The organism is Rugamonas brunnea (assembly GCF_014042345.1).
GTDB classification, from domain to species: Bacteria; Pseudomonadota; Gammaproteobacteria; order Burkholderiales; family Burkholderiaceae_D; genus Rugamonas; species Rugamonas brunnea.
This window is the reverse complement of the sequence record NZ_JACEZT010000009.1, coordinates 148,047-169,235: the sequence shown is the minus strand read 5'-3', so window position 1 is coordinate 169,235 and position 21,189 is coordinate 148,047. Positions and strand designations below refer to the sequence as shown.

13 protein-coding genes are annotated in these 21,189 nt (G+C 66.8%); 5 read left to right on the top strand and 8 right to left on the bottom strand.

The annotated features are described in order from the left end of the window. Window positions 1-78: 78 nt before the first annotated feature. From moaA to H3H37_RS15150, 3 genes are all read left to right on the top strand, one after another. On the top strand, window positions 79-1,053 hold the full coding sequence (moaA, locus tag H3H37_RS15160; RefSeq protein WP_182163911.1) for a GTP 3',8-cyclase MoaA: 975 nt from the start codon (window positions 79-81) through the stop codon (window positions 1,051-1,053). Between the two features lie 229 nt (window positions 1,054-1,282). Continuing rightward, on the top strand, window positions 1,283-3,226 hold the full coding sequence (locus H3H37_RS15155) for a type IV pili methyl-accepting chemotaxis transducer N-terminal domain-containing protein (protein ID WP_229218856.1): 1,944 nt from the start codon (window positions 1,283-1,285) through the stop codon (window positions 3,224-3,226). A 64-nt stretch (window positions 3,227-3,290) separates the two neighbouring features. Further along, on the top strand, window positions 3,291-3,965 hold the full coding sequence (locus tag H3H37_RS15150) for a response regulator (protein WP_182163909.1): 675 nt from the start codon (window positions 3,291-3,293) through the stop codon (window positions 3,963-3,965). A 184-nt stretch (window positions 3,966-4,149) separates the two neighbouring features. Here H3H37_RS15150 and H3H37_RS15145 read toward each other — a convergent pair whose 3' ends face one another. Beyond that, window positions 4,150-4,410 carry a heavy-metal-associated domain-containing protein gene (locus H3H37_RS15145; RefSeq protein ID WP_182163907.1) on the bottom strand — a complete coding sequence of 87 codons (261 nt, stop codon included), beginning with the start codon at window positions 4,408-4,410 and terminating at the stop codon, window positions 4,150-4,152. Between the two features lie 290 nt (window positions 4,411-4,700). Here H3H37_RS15145 and H3H37_RS15140 point away from each other — a divergent pair, with 290 nt between their 5' ends. Beyond that, window positions 4,701-5,900, top strand: a complete 1,200-nt coding sequence (locus tag H3H37_RS15140) for an NnrS family protein (RefSeq protein ID WP_182163905.1) — start codon at window positions 4,701-4,703, stop codon at window positions 5,898-5,900. Between the two features lie 47 nt (window positions 5,901-5,947). Here H3H37_RS15140 and H3H37_RS15135 read toward each other — a convergent pair whose 3' ends face one another. The 6 genes from H3H37_RS15135 to H3H37_RS15110 form a co-directional block, all read right to left on the bottom strand. Continuing rightward, window positions 5,948-7,900 (bottom strand): sensor domain-containing diguanylate cyclase, encoded by a 1,953-nt coding sequence (locus tag H3H37_RS15135; RefSeq protein ID WP_220456449.1) that lies wholly within the window; start codon window positions 7,898-7,900, stop codon window positions 5,948-5,950. 574 nt (window positions 7,901-8,474) lie between these two features. Further along, complete coding sequence (locus H3H37_RS15130; RefSeq protein ID WP_182163903.1) at window positions 8,475-10,580, bottom strand: TonB-dependent receptor plug domain-containing protein; 2,106 nt, start codon at window positions 10,578-10,580, stop codon at window positions 8,475-8,477. Between the two features lie 74 nt (window positions 10,581-10,654). Then, window positions 10,655-11,464, bottom strand: coding sequence for a citrate synthase family protein (locus tag H3H37_RS15125; protein WP_182163901.1), 810 nt, complete (start codon window positions 11,462-11,464; stop codon window positions 10,655-10,657). Continuing rightward, complete coding sequence (locus tag H3H37_RS15120) at window positions 11,461-12,306, bottom strand: citrate synthase family protein (protein ID WP_182163899.1); 846 nt, start codon at window positions 12,304-12,306, stop codon at window positions 11,461-11,463. The genes H3H37_RS15125 and H3H37_RS15120 overlap by 4 nt, the downstream gene beginning before the upstream one ends. Beyond that, on the bottom strand, window positions 12,303-13,112 hold the full coding sequence (locus H3H37_RS15115; protein ID WP_182163897.1) for an SDR family oxidoreductase: 810 nt from the start codon (window positions 13,110-13,112) through the stop codon (window positions 12,303-12,305). The genes H3H37_RS15120 and H3H37_RS15115 overlap by 4 nt, the downstream gene beginning before the upstream one ends. Window positions 13,113-13,115: 3 nt before the next feature. Further along, a complete protein-coding gene (locus tag H3H37_RS15110) occupies window positions 13,116-14,981 on the bottom strand; it encodes a thiamine pyrophosphate-binding protein (protein ID WP_229218855.1) in 1,866 nt (621 codons plus the stop codon). A gap of 412 nt (window positions 14,982-15,393) precedes the next feature. Here H3H37_RS15110 and H3H37_RS15105 point away from each other — a divergent pair, with 412 nt between their 5' ends. After that, a complete protein-coding gene (locus H3H37_RS15105) occupies window positions 15,394-16,638 on the top strand; it encodes an HD-GYP domain-containing protein (protein WP_182163895.1) in 1,245 nt (414 codons plus the stop codon). A 13-nt stretch (window positions 16,639-16,651) separates the two neighbouring features. On the opposite strand, the gene H3H37_RS15100 is transcribed toward H3H37_RS15105, so the two are convergent. Then, window positions 16,652-21,166 (bottom strand): EAL domain-containing protein, encoded by a 4,515-nt coding sequence (locus H3H37_RS15100; protein ID WP_182163893.1) that lies wholly within the window; start codon window positions 21,164-21,166, stop codon window positions 16,652-16,654. Window positions 21,167-21,189: the final 23 nt, after the last annotated feature.

Below are 21,189 nucleotides of genomic sequence, written 5' to 3'. Positions count from 1 at the left end.
GCCTAAGTCGTCATGGCCATCGGCAAACGGCAAGTGGGCCGCTACAATTTCTCCATTGACCATGAACAGGAGTTTGCGATGTTAAGCGACCGCTTTGGCCGGTCCATCGACTACCTGCGCGTCTCCGTGACGGACCGTTGTGACCTGCGCTGCACGTATTGCATGCCCAAGGATTTCAAGGATTTCGAGGACCCGCCCGACTGGCTGAGCTTTGATGAAATGGAACGGGTGGTGGGCGCCTTCGCCCGGCTCGGTACGCGCCGTGTGCGCCTGACGGGCGGCGAGCCGCTGATGCGGCGCCATCTGCCCCAACTGGCCAGCCGGTTGTCGGCGCTGCCCGGTTTGCAGGACTTGTCGCTGTCGACCAATGCCACCCAGCTGGCGCGCCATGCGGGCGCGCTCAAGGCGGCAGGCGTGAGCCGCATCAACGTCAGCCTCGATTCGCTGGACCGTGACTGCATGGCCCGCATCACGGGCCGCGACAGCCTGCCGCAGATCCTGGCCGGCTTGCAGGCCGCCAAGGAAGTCGGCTTCGCGCCCATCAAGATCAACATGGTGGCCATGCGCGGCGTGAACGACCAGGAAATCGATGCCATGGTGGAGTTCTGCATCGAACACGAATTCGTGTTGCGCCTGATCGAAGTGATGCCCATGGGCGCCACGGGCAAGGATGCGTCCTACCTGGGGCTGGACACGGTGCAGCGCCATTTGCGCGAAAAATTCGGCCTGGTGCCGCAGGCGCTGGAACTGGGCGGCGGCCCGGCCCGCTACCTGGCCACGCCGGACGGACGCAGCAGCATCGGCTTCATCACGCCCCTGTCGCAGCATTTCTGCGCCACCTGCAACCGGGTGCGGCTGGCGGTCGACGGCACGCTGTACCTATGCCTGGGCCAGGAGGAGAAATTCGAATTGCGTCCGCTGCTGCGCGGCGGCGCCAGCGATGCGGAGCTGGAACAGGCGATCCGCGAAGCCATCGAACTGAAACCGCAGCAGCATGATTTTGGCCGCCAGCCGGAAAAGATCATCCGCTTCATGTCGCAGACGGGCGGCTGAGGGGCAGGGAGAGAACGGACGGGGTAACGAGACAAGAGGGCGCGTGTATACTGGATCAACGAAGGCAGACCGGGCTTGATTGCGTTTGCGGGAACCGGGCCATGCCCGGTGCGCGCCGGGACGGCAGCGCCGCCAACAGAGGAGATGGAATGAAACAAACTGTGGACCAGGGCAGGGCCCGGGCGCATTGCGCACCGGGCGCTTGGCCGTGCGCGCGCGAAGGGCAACGATGATGGGTACACCGCACTTGTTCGGAACCTGGCAGAAACTGTCGACCAAGATCGTCGGCGTGCTGCTCAGCTTCCTGGCGGTGGCGCTGATGGTGATCGGCTCCACGCTGTTCCTGTCCTGGCAGCTCGAAGGCAGCGCGGCCGCCATCAACGTGACCGGCAGCTTGCGCATGAACAGCTACCGGCTCAGCTTTGTGGTCAGCGAGCTGACCGACTCCGCGGGCCGCGCCGCCGCCCGCGACGAGGCACATTACCAGCTGGCCGCCATCGAGCAGACCTTGCAGCAGTTGCGCCAGGGTGACCCGCAACGGCCGCTGTTCCTGCCGCCGTCGCCCACCATCCGCGACGCCTTCGCCACCGTCAACCAGCGCTGGCACGACACGGTGCAGCCGGCCGCGCAAGCGCTGCTGGCGCGCGACGATGTGAGCGCGGCCGACGCGCGCGGCTTCCACACCCAGGCCGAACGCTTCGTGGTGCAGGTCAACGGCCTGGTGCAACTGATCGAACAGGACAGCGAACAGCGCACGTTCTGGCTGCGCGCCTCGCAGTTGTTGCTGCTGGGACTGGCCATGGTGGGCACGGTCAGCATCATCTACCTGATGTTCAACCTGATCGTGAACCCCGTCACCAGCCTGCAGGAAGGCATGGACCGCATGCGCGAGCAGGATTTCGAGGTGCGTCTCGCGGTCGACACGCAGGATGAATTCGGCCAGCTGGCGCAAGGCTTCAACCTGATGGCCGACAAGCTGCAAGGCTTGTATGGCAACCTCGAACAACTGGTCAAGACCAAGACGGCGGCGCTGGAAGACCAGAACCGCGAGCTGGCCCTGTTGTACGACAGCGCCGCCTTCCTGCAGCAGCCGCAGCCGGCCGAATCGCTGTGCGACGGCTTCATGAAGCGCATCAGCGACTACTTCCATGCGGACGGCGGCTCGGTGCGCGTGCTCGACCCCATTCGCGGCAACCTGCACATGCTGGTCCACCACGGCATCTCGGACCAGCTGGTGCAGACCGAGCACTGCCTGAAAGTGGGCGACTGCCTGTGCGGCGAAGCCGTGGCCAAGAAGATCGCCGTGGTGCACGACCTGCGCCGCATCGACGATAGCCACACGCTGCAATGCCACCGCGAAGGCTTCGTCACCGTCTCGGTGTTCCACATCTATGCGCAGCGCCAGCACCTGGGCTTCTTTAACCTGCACTTCCGCAAGCCGGTGTCGTTCAACCAGCGCGAGACGGCCCTGCTGGAAACGCTGGGCCAGTTGCTGGGCACGGCCATCGAGAACCAGCGCCTGGCCGCGCGCGAGCGCGAGATGGCCATTTCCGAGGAACGCAACCTGGTGGCCCAGGGCCTGCACGACAGCATCGCCCAGGGCCTGAACTTCCTCAATCTGCAAGTGCAGATGCTGGACCAGTCGGTGCAGGCCAAGCAGTTCGAGGACGTGGCCGAGATCGTGCCGCTGCTGCGCACCGGCGTGGAGGAAAGCTACCAGGACGTGCGCGAACTGCTGCACAATTTCCGCACCCGGCTGGAACAGGGCAACCTGGTGGCGTCGCTGGAGACGACCATCGACAAGTTCCAGCGCCAGAGTGGCATCGAAGCCGTGCTGGTGGCCGACAGCGACGGTGCGCCGTTCCCCCGCGAGCAGCAGCTACAATTGCTGTTCATCGTGCAGGAAGCGTTGTCGAACGTGCGCAAGCACGCGATGGCCAGCCGGGTCGAGGTGCGCTTGCAGGACCAGTACGATTTCGTGCTCAGCATCAGCGACAACGGCGCCGGCTTCGACACGGAATCGCTGCCGGGCAAGGGTGAGAGCCACGTGGGCATCCACATCATGCGCGAGCGCGCGCAGCGCATCCACGCGCAACTCGCCGTCAGCTCCGTGGTCGGTGGCGGCACGACCGTCACGCTGCGGCTGCCGCGCCAGCAACGGCGCGCGGCCTGAGCGCGGGCCGACACCAAGCGACACCAATCAACACACAGCATCAACAAAGAGAGGCATAGCCACAATGGAAGCAAGCAGCAATCCGATCACCGTCCTGCTGGTCGATGACCATACCCTGTTCCGCAGCGGCATACGGCTGCTGTTACAGCGCAACCCGGAATTCGCCGTGGTGGGCGAGGCGGCGGACGGCGTGGAGGGCATCAAGCGGGCACAGCAGCTTAAGCCCCAGGTGATCCTGCTGGACCTGAACATGCCCGGCATGTCCGGCGTGGAAACGCTGCAGCTGCTGCTGCAGGATTGCCCCGACAGTGCGGTCGTGATGCTGACCGTGTCCGAGGATGCGCACGACCTGTCGGTGGCGCTCAAGGCCGGCGCTTCGGGCTACCTGCTGAAGAATATCGATGCCGAATACCTGACGCGGGCCATCCGCCGCGCGGCCGCCGGCGAGACGGTGGTGGCCGAGGCCATGACGGCCAAGCTGGTGGCCCAGCTACACGGCGGCAGCGAGGCGCCCGTGGCGTCCGAGATCGACAAGCTCACGCCGCGCGAAAAGGAAATCCTGGCTTGCCTGGCGCGCGGCGAGAGCAACAAACTGATCGCACGCTCGCTGGACCTGGCTGAAAGCACGGTCAAGATCCACGTGCAGAATGTGTTGAAGAAGCTGAAGTTGAGCAGCCGCGTGCAGGCGGCCGTGTTTGCGGTCGAGCACCGCTTGCTGGGTGCTGGCGGCGAGCGCTGATGCAGGATGGCGGGGACGGCGGAATCGTGTCAAGTTAAGTTGACTCGTCGTATCCGCGAAAGCGGAAACCCATAGAACGCCGGCGTTCTTGTTGGCGCCAGCGTTCTGTGGCGGGAATGCTGGCAACGCCTGGAGGGAATCCAGGCAATGCCTGGATTCCCGCCTGCGCGGGAACGACGTGGCCTTAACCGCCGCAGCAACCGCCGCAGCAGCCGCCGGCTTTTTCCGCCTGCGCACCGGTGCGGGCCGTGTAGCCGGCACGGGCCAGGCTGTTGATCAGGTAAGGCTCCGAGGTGTGGCGCTCGTCGTACTTGAGGCTGGCCTGGCTGTTGAGCAGCGATACGCGCACGTCGCTGACGCCGGTGATGTTGTTGAGCACGAGCGTGACGAGGTCGGCGCAAGCTTCACCGTTCATGCCGTCGATTTTCAAAGTAGCGTTTTGCATGGCGAACTTCCTTCTAAAGAAATCAGGGGACGTCGCGGACGGTGTGGTTGGCCGTGGCGGCGTCGGGAAGTTGTAGCGTAAGGGAACTGGCGCGCCGAGTCGATACGCAAACGGGCGTTGCGGCTGGTAAATTTGTTTTCCTTGATGCATATCATCCGCTTGCGCCCGTGTTCTTCACAAGGTATGCGCCCGCACACACAATGTGCGTGCCAGCCTGAAAAGTGAAGGCTGGGCGCGGGCGGGCTTTCAGGGCCGGCGGCCCGCAACCTTAGCATCAGCGAGTATCCATCATGAGCCTGTTACACATCGACGAACCCCTGCCGGCCAGCACGCCGGCGCCGTGGCATATGGCCCATCCGCTGTGGCGGCTGGGTTTCCGTCCCTTCTACCTGCTGGCGGCCTTGTTCGCCGCGCTCAGCATCCCCTTGTGGATCGCCCAGTACTACGGCTGGCTGCACGCGGCCCATATCGACGTGGGCTGGCATATGCACGAGATGGTGTTCGGCATGGTGACGGCGGTGGTGATCGGTTTCCTGTTCACGGCCGGGCGCAACTGGACCGGCTTGTGGACGCCCGTGCGCGGCCACCTGGCGGCGCTGGCCGGCTTGTGGCTGGCCGGCCGGCTGGCCATGCTGTGGGCGCCCGCGCCGGTGGCGGCCCTGGTCGACTGGCTGTTCCTGCCGCTGGCCACCTGGCCACTGGGGCGCGTGATGCGCCAGTCCAATAACAAGCGCAATTACTTCCTGGTCGGCCTGCTGGCGTTGCTGGCGGTGGCCAACGGCGTGTACCACCTGGCCACGCTGGGCGTGCTGTCGCTGGCGCAAGCCGTGCCGGTGCGGGCCGCGATCCTGGTGGTCGTGGTGATGGAATCGGCCATCGGCACCCGGGTGCTGCCCATGTTCACCCGCAACGGTGCACCCGGCACCGATCCTGCCGTGCATCCCAAGCGCGACCGCGTGTCGCTGGGCCTGCTGGCTGCCACCGGACTGGCCTGGGTGGCCGGTCTGCCGGGCTGGCTGACGGCGCCGCTGGCCCTGGCTGCTGGCGCGCTGGTGCTGGTGCGCCTGGCAGGTTGGCAGCCGCACAAGGTGTGGCATGTGCCACTGCTGTGGGTGCTGCACCTGTCGTATGCCTGGATCGGCGTCGGCTGTTTCCTGCTGGCCGGCGCCGCGCTGGGCTGGCTGCCTACCAGCGCCGCCTTCCACGCACTGACGGTCGGTTCCATGACGGGCCTGATCATCGGCATGATCACCCGCACCACGCTGGGCCACACGGGCCGTCCGCTCAAGGCCGGCCGCGCCGAATTCGCCATGTTCGCCCTGATCCAGAGCGGCGCGCTGGCACGCGTGGCCGCCGCGCTGGCCACCGATGGCGTGCGCGACGCCGCGCTGCTGCTGAGCGCGGGCTGCTGGACGCTGGCGTTCGTCGCCTACGTGGTCGTGTACACGCCTTACCTGAGCAGCGCCCGGGTGGACGGCGCGGCCGGCTGAGGCGCGCCGCCTACTGAGCAGCCCAACTTAGCCGCCCACTGAGCCGCTCACTCCGCGGCGCGCTCCGCCGGTCCCGGTTCCGCTGCGGTGCGCTGCACCGACTGGGCTGTCATGCCCGGGTGGTAGAAGTGGTAGGCGCCGCGGCCGCTGGCCTTGGACACGTACATGGCCGCGTCCGCGTGTTTCATCAGCGTGGCCGCGCTGTCGCCATCGCCCGGATAACAGGCGATGCCGATCGAGGCGCCCACTTCCAGCGTGTGCGGTCCCAGCAGCATGGGCCGGCTCAGGCTGGCCAGCAGCTTTTCCGCCAGGTTGACGTAGGTGATGCCGTCATCGACCTGTTCCAGCAGGATCACGAATTCGTCGCCGCCTATGCGGGCCACGGTGTCCGAGTGGCGCACGGCCTGGCTCAGGCGCTGGGCCACCTGCTGCAACAACTGGTCGCCCACGTCGTGGCCCAGGGTGTCGTTGATGGGTTTGAAGCGATCCAGGTCGATGAACATCACGCCCATGCCACGGCCGTCGCGTTGCGCCACGCTGATGCCCTGGCTGATGCGGTCGAGTAGCAGGGCGCGGTTGGGCAGGCCCGTGAGCGGATCGTGGAAGGCCAGGTGGCGCAGGTGTTCGTCGCCGGCCCGCAATTCCGTCACGTCGTTGGACACGCTCACGTAGCGCAGCGGCTTGCCGTTTTCATCGCGCACCAGCGAAATGCGTATCCACTCCAGGTAAGACTGCCCATCCTTGCGCCGGTTCCAGATCTCGCCGCGCCAGGACCCGGTGCTCGCCAGTTGTTCGAACAGGGCGCGGTAGAAGGCGGCGTCATGCCGGCCCGAGCGCAGCAGCCTTGGCGTATGGCCGATCACCTCGGCCGCCTCGTAGCCGGTGACGTCCGTGAAGGCGGGGTTGACCGACACGATGGTGCCATCGATCTCCGTCACCATGACCGCATCCATCGTGTGCTGGAACACGCTGCCGGCCAGCGACAGTGCGCGGTTGGCGTCGCGCAGGGCCCGCTCGGCCCGGTCGCGCGCGCGCACGCTGCGCAGGATCAGCCAGGCCATGGCGGCCAGCAGCAGCGACATGGCCGCCATGGTCGCGAACGTGGCTTGGCGCTGGCGTTGGGTGCCGGCCAGGATTTCGTCGAGCGGCAGGGCGGCCACGAACGTCAGATGGTAGTCGGGCAGCTTGCGGTAGCCATAGAGCCGGGGCACGCCGTCGAGCACCGCCACCCGTCTGAAACTGCCGCGCGGTGCGGCGTCCGGCGCCAGGTAGGGCGCCGTGGGCAGGCTACGGCCCATGTAGGCTTGCCAGTCGGGCGCGCGGGCCATGATTTCCGCGCTGTCGCGCACCATCAGCACCACGCCCTGGCGGCCCATGGACAGGGTGTCGTAGAAGCGGCTGAACAATTCGGGCGCCACGGAAATGATGATCACGCCGCCGAAACGGCCGTCGCGCAGCAGGGGACGGGTGAACTGCAGCGACCATTTTCCCGACACCCGTCCCAGCACCGGTTTGCTGATGAACAACCGGTTCGCCTGGGCTTGCTGGTGGACCTTGAAGTGTTCGCGGTCAGCCAGGCTGACGCGTTCCTGGATGCGCTGGATGGACGAGTACACCATCACGCCGGTCTTGTCGGCCACCGCCACTTGCAGCGCCACATCGTCCAGGTCGGCCTGGTGGCGCGCGATGTCGGCCGCGAATTCGTCCGGGCGCAAGGTCCAGGTGCGGGCCAGCTCCAGCAGGATCAGGTCGATGCGCTTGATGGTCGACAACGAATTTTCGGCGTACGCCTGGGCCAGCGCCTGCATCTCCACTTCGGCGCTGGCCGTGTCGAGCTGTTCGCGCCGCTCCAGTGCAATGAAGGTGAAACCCCACAGGGCGGCCAGCGACACCAGTATGAACAGTGCCAGTTGCAGCCGCAGTGCGCCGGAGCCGTGGCCGAGCCGGCGCATCTGGTCCTGGCCATGATGGGCGGGGGAGGGCGGAGGTGACACGGTCATGTTGCTCCTTTCAGCGCCGGCACCGGGACGGCGGCAGCGGAGTGTTTCTTCAAGGGTAACTATTATTGCCTTGCGAACATCAATCCTACTGGTGAATTGTGCTGGACACAACAAGTTTTGCTGCGGACCGCGAACTCACGGGCCAGACCGTAGTCGAAATGGTAACAGCAGTGGGCAACTGCGGCCTCCAGGTTGGGAAGCGCGCGCATCCTGGTACAAGCTGGCGCTTGCATGCGAAAAGTCAGGAAAACCATGAATAGCATCATGGCCCGCTTGTTGTTCGTCGCTTCAGTGGCGTGCGACGGCGCGCATGATTGTACTGTACAGTATGACGTAGTGATCTACAGCCAGTGAGGCGATCATGGACCAGCGACCAACACAGACCACGCATCCGGCCAGGCAGGCCGTCCGTGAGATGCTGGAGCGGCGGCGTGCCGAGCAGACGCCGCCACCGCCGCCGGAGCGGGTACGGCAAGAACTGGGTTGGTGGCTGATCCCCGGGAACCGGTCCTGAAGCAGGTCCGGCGGGGCGGGCGTCAGCGTGGAAGGGGCGGCGCGCGCCGCCCCGCGCCGCTTACAGTTTGTAGACGGCCTGCAGCGACAGCGCGCGCGGCGCCATCGGCAAGTCATGGGGCAGCGCAACACCTGGCGCCAGGCTCGGTTCGCGCACGTCGGCGTTGAACAGGTTGCGCACGGTGGCCGTGAAGTTCCACTGTTCGCGGCCATGACGCGTGGACAGGCTCAGGTCCACGGTCTTGTAGTCGGCGATGGGCGCGCGCGTGTCGCCGGCCGCACGGTGGCGATCGGCCACCCAGTTCAGCTGCGTGCTGAGCAGCCAGGCGCCGGCCACCTGCCAGTCGGCACGGCCGAACAGGTGGTGGTGCGGCGCGTAGCCGGCATCGCGGCCGGTGGCCGAGTCGATCGACTTCTGCCACGCGTAATTGCCCAGCAGGTGCAGGTCGCGGTTCACCGTCCAGCTCGATTCAAGTTCCAGGCCGTGGCCGGTCTGGTCGCCCGTGTTGGCGTAGGTGGCGCCCGTGCCGGGCACCGCGTTGGGCACGGTGCGGATGATGTCGCGCATGTCGTAGCGGTAGAACGTGGCGTTCACCTGGGCGTCGGCGCGCGCCTGCCAGGCCAGCGAGGCCTCGGCCGTGCCGTTGGTCTCCGGGCGCAGGTTGGGGTTGCCCAGCGCGACAGGGTTGGTGATGCTGTAGCTTTCGTTGAACGAAGGCGCCCGGAAGGCGCGGCCGTACAGCAGCTTGGCCGTCAGGTCGAAGGTGGCGTCCCACACCAGCGCCAGGCGCGGGTTGGTGGTGCCGCCGGCGTCCGAATAGCGGTCATGGCGCACGCCGGCCGTCAGGTTCCAGTCCTTGGCGAAGTTCCATTCATCCTGCAGGTAGACATAGTCGAGCCGGCGATGCTGGGGGAAGATGAACGGGTTGGTATCGGAAAAATCGATCACGGTCGGCTGCGGGATCGGCAAGCCGTTGGGCGCGTAGGTGAAGTTACGCGTCTCGTGGGTGTGGTACATGTTCAGGTCGTCGTGGCCGACGCCCACGCGCATGCGGTGGCTTTCCACGCCGCTGTAGTCGGCGTAGGCGGCCAGGCGCACCTGGCGTTCGGTGGTGTCCGGGCCGCCCAGCATGCCGTTGGGGAAAGCGCCGCTCGGCAGCACCGTGCCCGGTGGCAGCAACTGGAAATCGACGGGGATCTGCTGCATGTATTGCAGCGTGTTGATGCTGGCGCCCAGGCCCCAGTCGGGACGGAACTGCGGATCGGCCCAGCTCAGGCCGGTGGTGATGCGTTCGCTTTTCTGCTTGCCCACGGGGTCGAGGGCGGAGGCGATGCCGGCCCCGGTGCCCAGGTCGTCGCGCAGCTTGTAGCCGAAGCGCGCTTTCCACTTGTCCATGCCCAGTTCCAGGTTGGCGTCCACCGCCTTGTTGCCCACGTTGACGGGGCCGGGGGCGTAGCTGGCATGGGTGCCGAACAGCTTGTCGTTGCGGGTTTGGGCGTCGGCATCGATGATGCTCTTGAAGCCATCGGTCTGGCCCAGGCGCACATAAGCCGCCACGTCCACCGGACCGGCCTTGCCGCCGTGCTGGATCCAGGTGTCATAAGTGTGGAAGGCGCCGGCGCGGGCGCCGATTTCCGTACCCTGGGTCTCGGCCGGCCCCTTGGTGATGATGTTGATCACGCCGGAGAACGCGTCCGAACCGTACAGGGCCGAGCCGGGGCCGCGGATGATCTCGATACGGGCGATGTGTTCGACCGGGTAGCCGCCCCACAGGTTGCCCTTGTTGCCCTGGTAAATGGTGGTGATGGGCACGCCATTCTGCATCACCAGCAACTGGGGCAGGTAGGCGCTGAAGATGCCGCGCACCACGTACAGCGGTGAATAGTTGTTGGCACTGCGGGCCACGTGGATGCCGGGCACCGTTTCCAGCACCTGGTCGAGGTCGGTCGCGCCCATGGCGGCGATGTCGGCCGCCGTGATCACGGAGGCCACGGCCGGTGCGCGGCGCAAGGCCTGCACATTGCCGGTGGCGATACTGACGCTGTCGTTGTCGCCGTACACCAGCGTTAATTCCTCTTCCTCGCTCGATGGTTGTGCGTGGGCCATGGCAACGGGGACGGTGAGGGCGGCTGCCAGGCAGAAACGGTACGCATGCGACGACTTCAAAATCGTGTCTCCTGTGGTGGTGATTTTTTGCATTGTAGCGTGCCCCAAACGGCAAATGTTCAAAATATGCACCGTCAGTTGCCTGCGCCGGGCCACGCGCGGCGCGGCAGTCCCGCATACGCAACGCCGTCGCAGGGGGTGGCGAACAGCGCGCCCTCGGGCTTTTCGGCCGCTTCCACCAAGCAAGGCGGCATGCCTGCGAGGAATGTGGGGATGCGCAACAGCTGGTATTCGCGTGGCGACAGCCCCATGTCGGCGATCAGGGCCGCATGCAGCGAAGCGTAGTTCATACGCAACTGAGGGTAGTGTGGAAGCAACACTTTCTCCACGTCGAACGCCAGTTTGACGTGCGGCCCGTCGTCCAGCCCATGCTCCCGGGCCAGTTCCATGATCCACGGCAACCTCTCATCGGTGGCGTGGATGGGGCGCCCGTAGCCGTACACGCGCCGCGCGCGGGCCTCGGCCAGCACCAGCGGCGCCAGTTCGGCGCCGCCGTCCACGGCCTGGCGCGTCGATTGCAGGAAGGTGATGGCGCGCATGCCGGCCTGGCCGCCGTACACGGTCGCCTCCGACACGGCCAGGGCCGCCACGATGCCCAGGTTGGCGCTGCTGCGGGCATTGCCGGCCAGCGCCGCGACCCGGTTGTTCCACAGGCGCGCGTCCGGATAGCTGGTGCAGACCCAGATCGCGTGCAGCATGGCCACCTGGGCCGGCGTCAGGCGCCGGCCGGTGATGCCGAACACGTACAGATCCACCCAGTCCAGTTCGCGCAAGTCGCGGTGCAGGTCGTGGCCACGGAAGATGGCGTGGCTGCCCGGATAGCAGGCGCCGACCTTGGTATCGAGGCGGCCGGCGTGGCGGCGCAGCAGGTCCGGGCCGTTCATGCCGCCACCTCGCCGGCTTGCTCCGGGGTGGCCAGGTGCACCGGATAGAAGGGGAAGCGCTTGAAGCCGCCATGCTTCTGTTCCAGCGCGTGGGCCGCCGCGCCTGGCAGGCGCAGCAGCAGGTACAGCATTTCGCCTTCGTCCGGGGTCAGGCCCAGGTCGCACAGCGCGGCGGCGGCCACGCCGCTGATGGCCAGCGGCAGGCCGGCCAGCGCGGGCAGATGATCGAGCTGTTGCAGCAGCCAGCCCGTGTAGCCGTGGCCGTTGTCGCCGCCCACCGTGACCAGCGTGGCCAGCAACTGGCGCACCACGGTCGGGGTGGAGCTGCCGTGCGGGTCGAAGCCGGGCAGGCGTGCGCTCTGCGGCCACGGGTCGATGGGCGCTTCGGCCTGGGTTTGCTGGTGGCGGCGCCATGCGGCCAGGTCGGGGCCGCAGGTTTGCCACAGCACCATCGCGTCGTACACGTCGCGCGCGCCGCCGTGGCGGCCGGCGCCCACCGACAGCGCCGCGATCAGGCTGGCGGCGGCCGTGGAACCGCCGACCGCGCCGCACATGGCCGCGTGCACGGAAGCGTCGCGCGGGCCGGGATTGGCCAGCGCCACGGCCAGCGCTTCCAGCATGGCCAGCGCTGACGGCGCCGGCTGCTCGTCGCGCAGCAGCAGGTACAGCATCTCGACCCAGCGCGCGCGGCCGACCAGTTGGCCGAACACGTCGTAGCCACGGCATAGCGCGTTGCGGGTGGCGAAGGGATTGTCTGGTTCCGGCGTCTCGTGCCAGATGCGGGTGTGGATCAGGTCGGCCGCGTCGGGCCGCGGCGCGGTGGTCGTGGTGGAGGCGATCATAGGAGGCTCATGCCTCCGTCGACGATGACTTCCTCGCCCACCATATAAGAGGCATCGCTGCTGGCCAGGAACAGGGCGGCCTTGGCCACCTCGTCGGCGCTGCCGAAGCGGCCGCTGGGCGACTTGGCCGCGATGGCTTGCTTCTTGGCGGCGGCGACGGTGTCGGGCAGGCCGAGGCGGTCGAACATGGGCGTGTCGATCGGGCCGGGGCTGATGGCGTTGACGCGGATGCCGCGCCCGATCAGCTCCAGTCCGAGCGACTTGACCAGCGAGCGCAGGCCGGCCTTGGCCGCGCCGTACACGCTGAAGTTGGGTGAGCCGAGCCGGTTGGTGATGGAGGTGGTCACGATCACGCTGGCCGGGCCGTCGAACAGGGGCAAGGCCTTCTGGATGGTGAAGAACACGCCTTTCAGGTTGACGCCGATCTGGGCGTCGAAGCTGGCCTCGTCGACCTGCTCGATGGGCGCGGGGCTGGCCACGCCGGCGTTGATGAACAACACGTCCAGCCGGCCGTAGCGCTGTTTGACGGCGGCCATCACGGCCTCAATCTCGTCCACGCTGCCCGCGTCGCTGCGCAGCACCAGGGCCTGGCCGTCGAGCGCGGCGCCGGCCTGCTCCAGGCCTTCGGGGCTGCGGCCGGTGACGGCCACTTGCGCGCCGTGGGCCTGGAACAGCCGGGCACTGGCCAGGCCGATGCCGCTGGTGCCGCCCGTGATCAGGGCCACCTTGCCGGCCAGCTTGCCGTGCACGGCGCCGCCGGCCGCCGCGTGGGCGTCGGCGTGCAGGAATGGTTCCGCCTTGCCCATCGCTTACACCCCTTCCTGCAGCACGCGCAGGCGGCTGTTCATCGGCGGCACTTCCTCGGGGTCGATATGGACGTCGAGCAGCGTGGGGCCCGGGTAGTTGCAGATCGCCTTGATGTCGAGCGCCGCCATGTCCTCCGGCGAGTGGATGGTGTGGGCGCGGCCGCCCAGCGATCGGGCCAGCATGGCGAAATCGGTGGGCGGCAGCGCGTAGCCGATCTGCTCGGCCCCGCCCAGGCGCTGCCCATGCTTGACCATGCCCAGCGCGCGGTCGTTCAGCACCACGAACACCACGCACAATTGTTCGGCCACGGCCACCGAGATTTCCTGGCCGCTCATCAGCATGCTGCCATCGCCCGTGATGCAGACCACGGGCGCGTTCTGGTTGCCGGCCGCCGTGCCCACGGCCGCGCCGATGGCCCAGGCCATGGGCGCGAAATGGGTGGTCAGGCGCAGCCAGCCGCCGTTGGTGGCGCGCAGGTCGTGCGCTTCCTGGCGGGCCTTGCCGCCGCCGGCCATGCGGCGGTCACGCGGTTGCAGATAATGGGTGGCCCAGGCCACGCTGTTGCCGGCGTCGGCCAGGTAGCGCGTGGTGGGCGGGAACAAACGGCCCAGGTCATACATCAGGCGCTGCGGCTTGATCGGCGTGGCGTCGCTGTGGAAGGCTTCGGGCGAGGCCAGCAGCGATTCCGGGTCCCAGGTCAGCGCCGCCAGTTCGCGCGCGGCCAGGCGCCGTTCCACCGCCACATCGGCCTGGCGGTTGGCGTGGATGCGCTCGACCAGGCAGTCGAAGATGGAGCGCAGGTTGCCGCGCATGTGGAAGCGGGCCATGGGCGTGCGGGCCAGGTGTTCTTCCGATTCGTCGATGTGCACCAGGCGCTCGTTGAGCAGGCTGTCGTTCCAGCCGCCCGTGTTCCATTCGCCCATGCTGGCGCCCACGGCCAGGATCAGGTCCACGGACGGGTCGCGCAGCGCCGCCTCGGCCGAGGCATGGCCGGCGAAGCCGAAGACACCACGGTACAGCGGGTGCTGGGGGCTGACCAGTCCCTTGCCGTCGGGCGTGGTGACGAACGTGGCGCCTTTCAGGGCCGCGAACTGCAGGATGGGGTGGATGGCGTCGCCGCAATCGCCGCCGATCAGCAGCACAACGTTGCGGCAGGCCGCCATCATGGTGCGCAGGGTTTCCACGGCCTGGCTGTCGACCAGCGCGGACGGGCGCAGCAGGGCTGGCAGGTCATAGGCCGGGGCGCTTTGCATGCTGGGCGCGCGGAACACATCGACCGGCACGCTCAGGTGCACCGGGCCGCGTGGCGCGCGGGTCGCATGTTGCAGTGCGGTAAGCAGTTTCCACTCCAATTGCAGCGGATGCGAGACCAGGGAATTGTAACGCGTGCAGGGACGCAGCATGCCCATCACGTCGATACCGGTGCAGGTCGATTCCTGCAAGGTGTGCTTGCCGAACGAGGGCAGGGCCGGCTGGCCGGTGATCACCAGCATGGGTACGCCGTTGGCGTAGGAGGTGGCCACGGCCGTGATCAGGTTGGTGGCGCCGGGGCCGGAGGTGGCCACGCACACGCCGATCTTGCCCGTCTCGCGGGCATAGCCGTCGGCCATGAAGGCGGCGCCCGCTTCGTGGCGTGCGACGATGTGGCTCAGGCGGCCGCCGCGCCTTTGGTTACGGGCGATGGCGTTGTACAGCGGCTCGATGGCGCCGCCGGGAATGCCGAACACATAGTCGATTTCCAGTTGTTCCAGGTAGGCCACCAGCAGGTCGGCCATGTCCATCGGTTCGGTGGTGCGCAGGGGGGCGGCGGGGAGGGCGCGGACGGCGGGGACGGTCTTTTGTTGCTCAAACTCAACTGCGTCAAACATGTAAAGCTCCTTTGAATAGGCGATATCGGCTATCCGGGTGAGCCGACATGAAATAGCGATACAGCAACTACATTTGTTTCGAAGTAACGAATAATTCCAGAGCGCAATGATAGCGTAAAAACAAAGGATTTGTGACATTCCGTGAGAATTTAGGAGAATTATTCTAGTTGAAGTCTTGAAAAAACCGGTTTTTCATAGTGCGGTGCAGCATTCTGCCGTTTGTGGCGGAATTGCAACTAATTCTTCGCGTCATCGGTACCAAATACCAAATTCATCAGTTTTTCTTTTAACAATGATATATATCTTGTTAAATCGTTTAAACAAATTTTCAAAATCAAATTTAACAAATCAAGCATTTTTGGGGTTAAAATCCATGCGTCAAGGCGTTGCAGAGGCATGTGAGGAGGCCCAGATGTTGCGGAAAATATCCGTCGAGAACGTGAAAACAGGCATGTTCATCCACCAGATGTGCGGGGCGTGGATCGACATCCCGTTCTGGACCAAATCGTTCCTGGTGAGCTCGGAACAACTGCGGATACGCGTGCAGGCGAGCGGCGTGCGCGACCTCATCATCGATACGGACCGCGGCGACGACCTGGCCGACGATGTGCCTGCAGCGCCAATGGCTGCTGCACCGGCTCCGGCTCCGGCTCCGGCTCCGGCAGCGGCGCCTGCGTCCGCGCGCGCACCGCTGCGGGCGCTGGAGATCGCCCCGGCCTCGGTCGCGCAAGAGTTTGGCCGCGCCGCCAGGGTGATCGCCAAATCCAAGCTGGCGGTCAGCTCGATGTTCAGCGAGGCGCGCATGGGGCAGCTCAGCAGCGTGGAAGGGGCGAGCGCGCTGGTGGAGGAGATCTCCGCTTCCGTCTTGCGCAATCCGCAAGCGCTGGTGGCGCTGTCGCGCCTGAAAACGTCGGATGACTACACCTATATGCACTCGGTTGCCGTGTGCGCGATGATGATCGCGCTGGCCCGGCAGCTCGGGCTGTCGGACCAGGAAGTGCAGGCCTGTGGTGAAGCGGGCCTGCTGCACGACATTGGCAAGATGGCCATCCCGCCGGCGATACTGAACAAGCCCGGCCGGCTGACCGATGATGAATTCACCAGCGTGCGCGCCCACCCCCGGGCCGGCTACGAGATGCTGGCCTCGGTGGGCGGCATCTCGCCCACCGTGCTGGACGTGTGCCTGCACCACCATGAGAAGTTTGATGGCAGCGGCTATCCGTCACGCCTGACCCGCGATGCGATCAGCCTGTACGCCAGGATGGGGGCCGTCTGCGATGTTTACGATGCGATCACCTCGAACCGGCCCTACAAGGCAGGCTGGTGTCCGGCGGAGTCGTTGCGGCGCATGGCCGAGTGGAGCAAGGAAGGCCATTTCGACCCGGCCATTTTCACCGCCTTTGTCAAATGCGTCGGCATTTACCCGATCGGCACGTTGCTGAAACTGGCGTCGGGGCGGCTGGCGGTGGTTGTCGATATCAGCAAATCGCTGCTTCGGCCGGTGGTGAAAGTGCTGTTCTCCACTCGCTCGATGACCTATCTGCCGCCACAGGTCATCGACTTGTCGCTGATGCCGGAGTCCGAAGCGGTGGTGTCGCGCGAGGACGCCAGCCAGTGGGGGCTGGTCGACATCGAGCGCTACTGGAGCCAGGCCTGAGCCGGGACGCACATCAAACGCGCACGGTGCCGGCCTCGTGCTGGCGGATCAGCGCCGCGAACTGGGCCGCCGGAATGGCGGGACTCAGGTGATAGCCCTGCAGCAGGTCGCAATGGCGTGCCTGCAGGAAGTGCAACTGGGCCGCCGTCTCCACACCCTCGGCCACCACTTCCAGCCGCAGGCTGTGGGCCAGCGCGATGATGGCGGTGACGATGGCCGCGTCGTCCGCGTCCTGCGGCACGTCGCGCACGAATGAGCGGTCGATCTTGATGATGTCGACCGGGAAGCGCTTGAGGTAGGACAGCGACGAGTAGCCGGTGCCGAAATCGTCGATCGACAGGCGCACGCCCAGCGAGCGCAGACGGTGCAGCGCCGTCAGCGTGTCCTGCGCGTTTTCCATCAGCGTGCTTTCGGTGATCTCCAGTTCCAGCAGGTGGGGCGCCAGGCCGGTGTCGGCCAGGACCGCTTCCACCGAGCGCGAAAAGTCCTTTTGCAGCAACTGGCGCACCGACAGGTTGACGGCCACGCGCAGCGGCGGCAGGCCTTCGTTGTGCCAGGCCTTGAGCTGGGCGCAGGCCGTGCGCAGCACCCAGTCGCCGAGCGGCTTGATGATGCCCGTTTCCTCGGCCAGCGGGATGAACTCGGCCGGCGAGACCATGCCGCGCGTCGGGTGGCGCCAGCGCACCAGCGCCTCCATGGCCACGATCTGGCCGGTGGCGAAGCTGGACTGGGGCTGGTAAAACACTTCCAGCTGGTCCAGTTCCAGCGCGCGCCGCAGATCGCTCTCCAGCCGCACGTGCTCGGAGATCGATTGCTCCATCGACGCTTCGTAGAACTGGAAGCCGGTGTTGGTCTTCTTGGCGCGGTACATGGCGCTGTCGGCATGCTTGACCAGCGTGGCGACGTCGGCGCCGTCGTGCGGATACATGGCGATGCCCACGCTGCTGGTGACGAAGATGTCATGGCCGTCGATCTGGAACGGCGTGGCCAGCATGCGGCAGATGTTGTGGGCGGCGGCGGCGGCCGCGCCTGGACCATCGAGGTCGCTCAGCACCACGGTGAATTCATCGCCGCCCAGCCGCGCCACGGTGTCCACGTTGCGCACGCTATGGCGCACGCGCTGGGCCACGGCTTGCAGCAGGCGGTCGCCCACGTCGTGGCCCAGGTTGTCGTTGACGTACTTGAAGCGGTCCAGGTCCATGAACAGCACGGCCACCTGGCCGCCGGCCGCGCCGGCCGCGCCGGCCGCCTCGATGCTCTGGCCCAGCAGGTCGAAGAACAGGGTGCGGTTGGGCAGACCGGTCAACAGGTCGTTGAAGGCCAGGTGGCGGATGCGCTTCTCGGCCCGGTTGCCTTCGATGATGCGGCGCACGCGCTGCGACAGCACGGCGTAGTGGATCGGTTTGGGAATGTAGTCGCTGGCGCCGGCCGCGAACGCGCGCTCGACGGAGGAATTGTCCTGCAGGGCGGTGATCATCAGCACCGGGATGCCGCTGCCGCCCGGCAGTTCCTGCATGCGGGCGCAGGCCGTGAAGCCGTCCATCACGGGCATCACGGCGTCCATCAGGATCACGTCGGGCTGGAAGCGCTTGAGCATGGCCAGCGCCTGGGCGCCGTCGGCCGCTTCCTCGACCCGGAAACCGTCGCGCTGCAAGGTATAACGCAGCGTGCTGCGGGTGCTGCGGTCGTCGTCCACCACCAGCACTTGCGGCATGTCCTCGTCGCTGAGGGCGCCGTCGGCCGTGGCGCTGCCCAACTGGGCGTGCAGGAATTCGGCCACGTCGTGGTAGCTGGCGCGCAGCTGCGGCAGCAGCGGCTCGATCTCGGCCACCTTGTGGGCAATCGCCAGTTGCTCGGCCTGCGACGCCAGTTGCGCCAGTTCGGTCGCGCCCAGGTTGCCCGACGAGCCTTTGAGCGCATGGGCGCGGGCCCGGGCTGTTTCGATGTCGCCGCCAAGGACGGCCTGTTCCAGCTCGTCCAGGCTGGTGGGCGCATCCTCCAGGAAGGGGTTGATGGCGTGCGGCAGGGTGGCGCCCAGGATGTCGCGCAGCTTGTCGAACACCTCCCGGTCGACCGGGCTGGCGGGCGCGTGCTCGGCGGCGGCAGTGCGCTCGCGTTCGGCGTCGGTAGCGGCGCCCGATGGCGCTGGCGACGTGCCGTGGCTGGCCGCGTCGGCGCCGTGCGGCAGCCATTTCTCCAGCTTGTGGCGCAGTTCGATCAGGGTGATGGGCTTGGCCAGGTAATCGTCCATGCCGGCGGCCAGGCATTTCTCGGCGTCGCCGCGCTGGGTGTTGGCCGTCATCGCCACCAGCGGCGTGCGCCGGCCTTGGGCTTCCTCGGCCAGCCGGATGTGGGCCGTCGCTTCGTAGCCATCCATTTCCGGCATGCTGCAATCCATCAGGATCAGGTCGTACTGGCTGCGCTGGGCCGCCTGCACGGCTTCGCGGCCGTTGGCGGCGAACTCGCACACGCAGCCGTTCATGGCCAGCATGCCGGCCGCCACCATCTGGTTGGTGCGGTTGTCTTCGGCCACCAGCACGCGGAACTGGCGCGCCGGCGGGGTGCCGGCGTGCGTCAGTTGCTGCGGCTCGGGCGCCGGGCGGCCCGCCAGCAACGTGCGCAGTGCGGCCAGCAGGCGTTCCTGGCGCAGTGGCTTGCCCAACGTGGCGTGGCCGCCGATGGTGGTGCCGCCGGCGGCCGGACCAAAGCGGTCCAGCACCAGCAGTTGCGCGCCCAGGCCGGTGGCGTCGATGCGGCCAGCCAGGTCGGCGCCTTCATCGTCGGTGGCGGCCATGTCGAGGATCACGGCGCGGTAATGCTGGCCGGCTGCCGCCGCCGCTTTCAGTTCGCTGAGCGCGGCGCCGCCCGAGCCGGTGACCTGGCAGCGCACGCCGTGGCGTTCGAGCGCCTGGCGCAGGAAGGTGCGTACCAGTTCGCTGCCGTCCACCACCAGCACCGGCATGCCGGCCAGCGTGGTGTCGGCCGGGGTGGCCGGTTGGATGGCGGCCGGCTGGCAGCGCACGGTGAACACGAAGGTGGTGCCGGCGCCGGGCACGCTGGTGACGCCGATCTGGCCGCCCAGCAGGCCGACCAGTTGTTTGCAGATGGCCAGGCCCAGGCCCGTGCCGCCGTAGCGGCGCGTGGTCGACGGGTCGGGCTGCACATAGGATTCGAACAGGTGGCGCTGCACTTCCTGGCTCATGCCGATGCCGCTGTCGCGCACTTCGAAGCGCAGGCCGCTCATCGCGGCCGATTGGCCCGATGCATCGGGGTTGCCCGTCTCGCCCACGTCGGCACAGGTGACGCTGAGCGCCACTTCGCCGTGTTCCGTGAACTTGACGGCGTTGCCCAGCAGGTTGATCAGGATCTGGCGCAGTCGCAGCGCGTCGCCCGTGATGCGGGCCGGCACGGCCGCGTCGAGCAGGTAGGCGATTTCCACGCCTTTCTGCTGGGCCGGACGGGCCACCAGTTCCACCACTTCCTCCAGCAGCGTGCGCAGGTCGAAGTCCACTTCCTCCAGCGCCAGCTTGCCGGCCTCCATCTTGGAGTAGTCGAGGATGTTGTTGATCAGGTCGATCAGCGTGCGCGACGAGTTCCACGCCACGTCCACGCATTCCTGCTGGCGCTGATTGAGGCGCATTTCCTTGAGCATGTCGAGCATGCCGACCACGCCATTGAGCGGGGTGCGCACTTCATGGCTGACGGTGGCGGCGAATTGCGCCTTCATCTGCGCCATGTTGACGGCCGCGTCGCGCGATTCCATCAGTTCCGCTTCGCGCTGTTCCAGCACGTTCATCATCTTGTTGAAGGCTTGCCCCATCTCGATCAGGTCGCGCGGGCCGGCCGGTTTGGCGCGCATGCCCGATTCACCGGCTTCGGCGCGCCGCATCAGTGTGGACAGGGCGTTGAGCGGGTTGATCATGTGACGCGTGAGCAGGCGCACCAGCAGCAGCAGGATCACGGCGAACGACAGGCTGATGGCGAGGTTGCCCAGCAACAGCGACAGCGTCAGCCGCTGCAGCGTGCCTTTGCCAAACTGCACGTGCACGTAGCCGAGCAACTGGGGCTGGCGTTCCTGCAGCTCGAACGGCGAGGCCTCGGCCTGGCCGCCGAACACGGGGGCGGCGAACAGCCACGCGTCCTGGCTTTCGCTGACCAGGCCGGCGTGGGCCAGGCTGGTGCCCTGGCGCGCGGCCGCGTCGAGCGTCGCTTCGCCCTGCACCTTGGACAGCAGCACCTTGTGCCTGGCGTCGCTGATCTGCACGCCCACCACGTCGGGGAAGGCGAGCGTGGCGCTGACCACGTCGCGCGCGTTCTCGGGCGAGTGGAACAGCAGCGCCAGCGTACTCTGGCGCGCCAGGTTTTCCGCCACGCGCTGACCCTGGCCGATGAAGTGCTCACGCATGCGCGAGCGCGCTTCCCACGAGTTCATGAACGACGAGAACAACGCCAGCACCAGGATGGCGGCTGATACGATGACGGTCAGTTGATGCTGGAAACCGGTGCGGCGTAAGTAGTGACGAAACATATTAACCGTGGTCTGGGGTCAAA

Bases quoted from the DNA above. Each gene is read 5' to 3' on its own strand.
- H3H37_RS15100 (WP_182163893.1), bottom strand. From the start codon at position 21,166: ATGTTTCGTCACTACTTACGCCGCACCGGTTTCCAGCATCAACTGACC.
- H3H37_RS15140 (WP_182163905.1), top strand. From the start codon at position 4,701: ATGAGCCTGTTACACATCGACGAACCCCTGCCGGCCAGCACGCCGGCG.
- H3H37_RS15150 (WP_182163909.1), top strand. From the start codon at position 3,291: ATGGAAGCAAGCAGCAATCCGATCACCGTCCTGCTGGTCGATGACCAT.
- H3H37_RS15105 (WP_182163895.1), top strand. From the start codon at position 15,394: ATGTTGCGGAAAATATCCGTCGAGAACGTGAAAACAGGCATGTTCATC.
- H3H37_RS15115 (WP_182163897.1), bottom strand. From the start codon at position 13,112: ATGGGCAAGGCGGAACCATTCCTGCACGCCGACGCCCACGCGGCGGCC.
- H3H37_RS15125 (WP_182163901.1), bottom strand. From the start codon at position 11,464: ATGAACGGCCCGGACCTGCTGCGCCGCCACGCCGGCCGCCTCGATACC.
- H3H37_RS15120 (WP_182163899.1), bottom strand. From the start codon at position 12,306: ATGATCGCCTCCACCACGACCACCGCGCCGCGGCCCGACGCGGCCGAC.
- moaA (WP_182163911.1), top strand. From the start codon at position 79: ATGTTAAGCGACCGCTTTGGCCGGTCCATCGACTACCTGCGCGTCTCC.
- H3H37_RS15145 (WP_182163907.1), bottom strand. From the start codon at position 4,410: ATGCAAAACGCTACTTTGAAAATCGACGGCATGAACGGTGAAGCTTGC.
- H3H37_RS15135 (WP_220456449.1), bottom strand. From the start codon at position 7,900: ATGACCGTGTCACCTCCGCCCTCCCCCGCCCATCATGGCCAGGACCAG.
- H3H37_RS15110 (WP_229218855.1), bottom strand. From the start codon at position 14,981: ATGTTTGACGCAGTTGAGTTTGAGCAACAAAAGACCGTCCCCGCCGTC.
- H3H37_RS15155 (WP_229218856.1), top strand. From the start codon at position 1,283: ATGATGGGTACACCGCACTTGTTCGGAACCTGGCAGAAACTGTCGACC.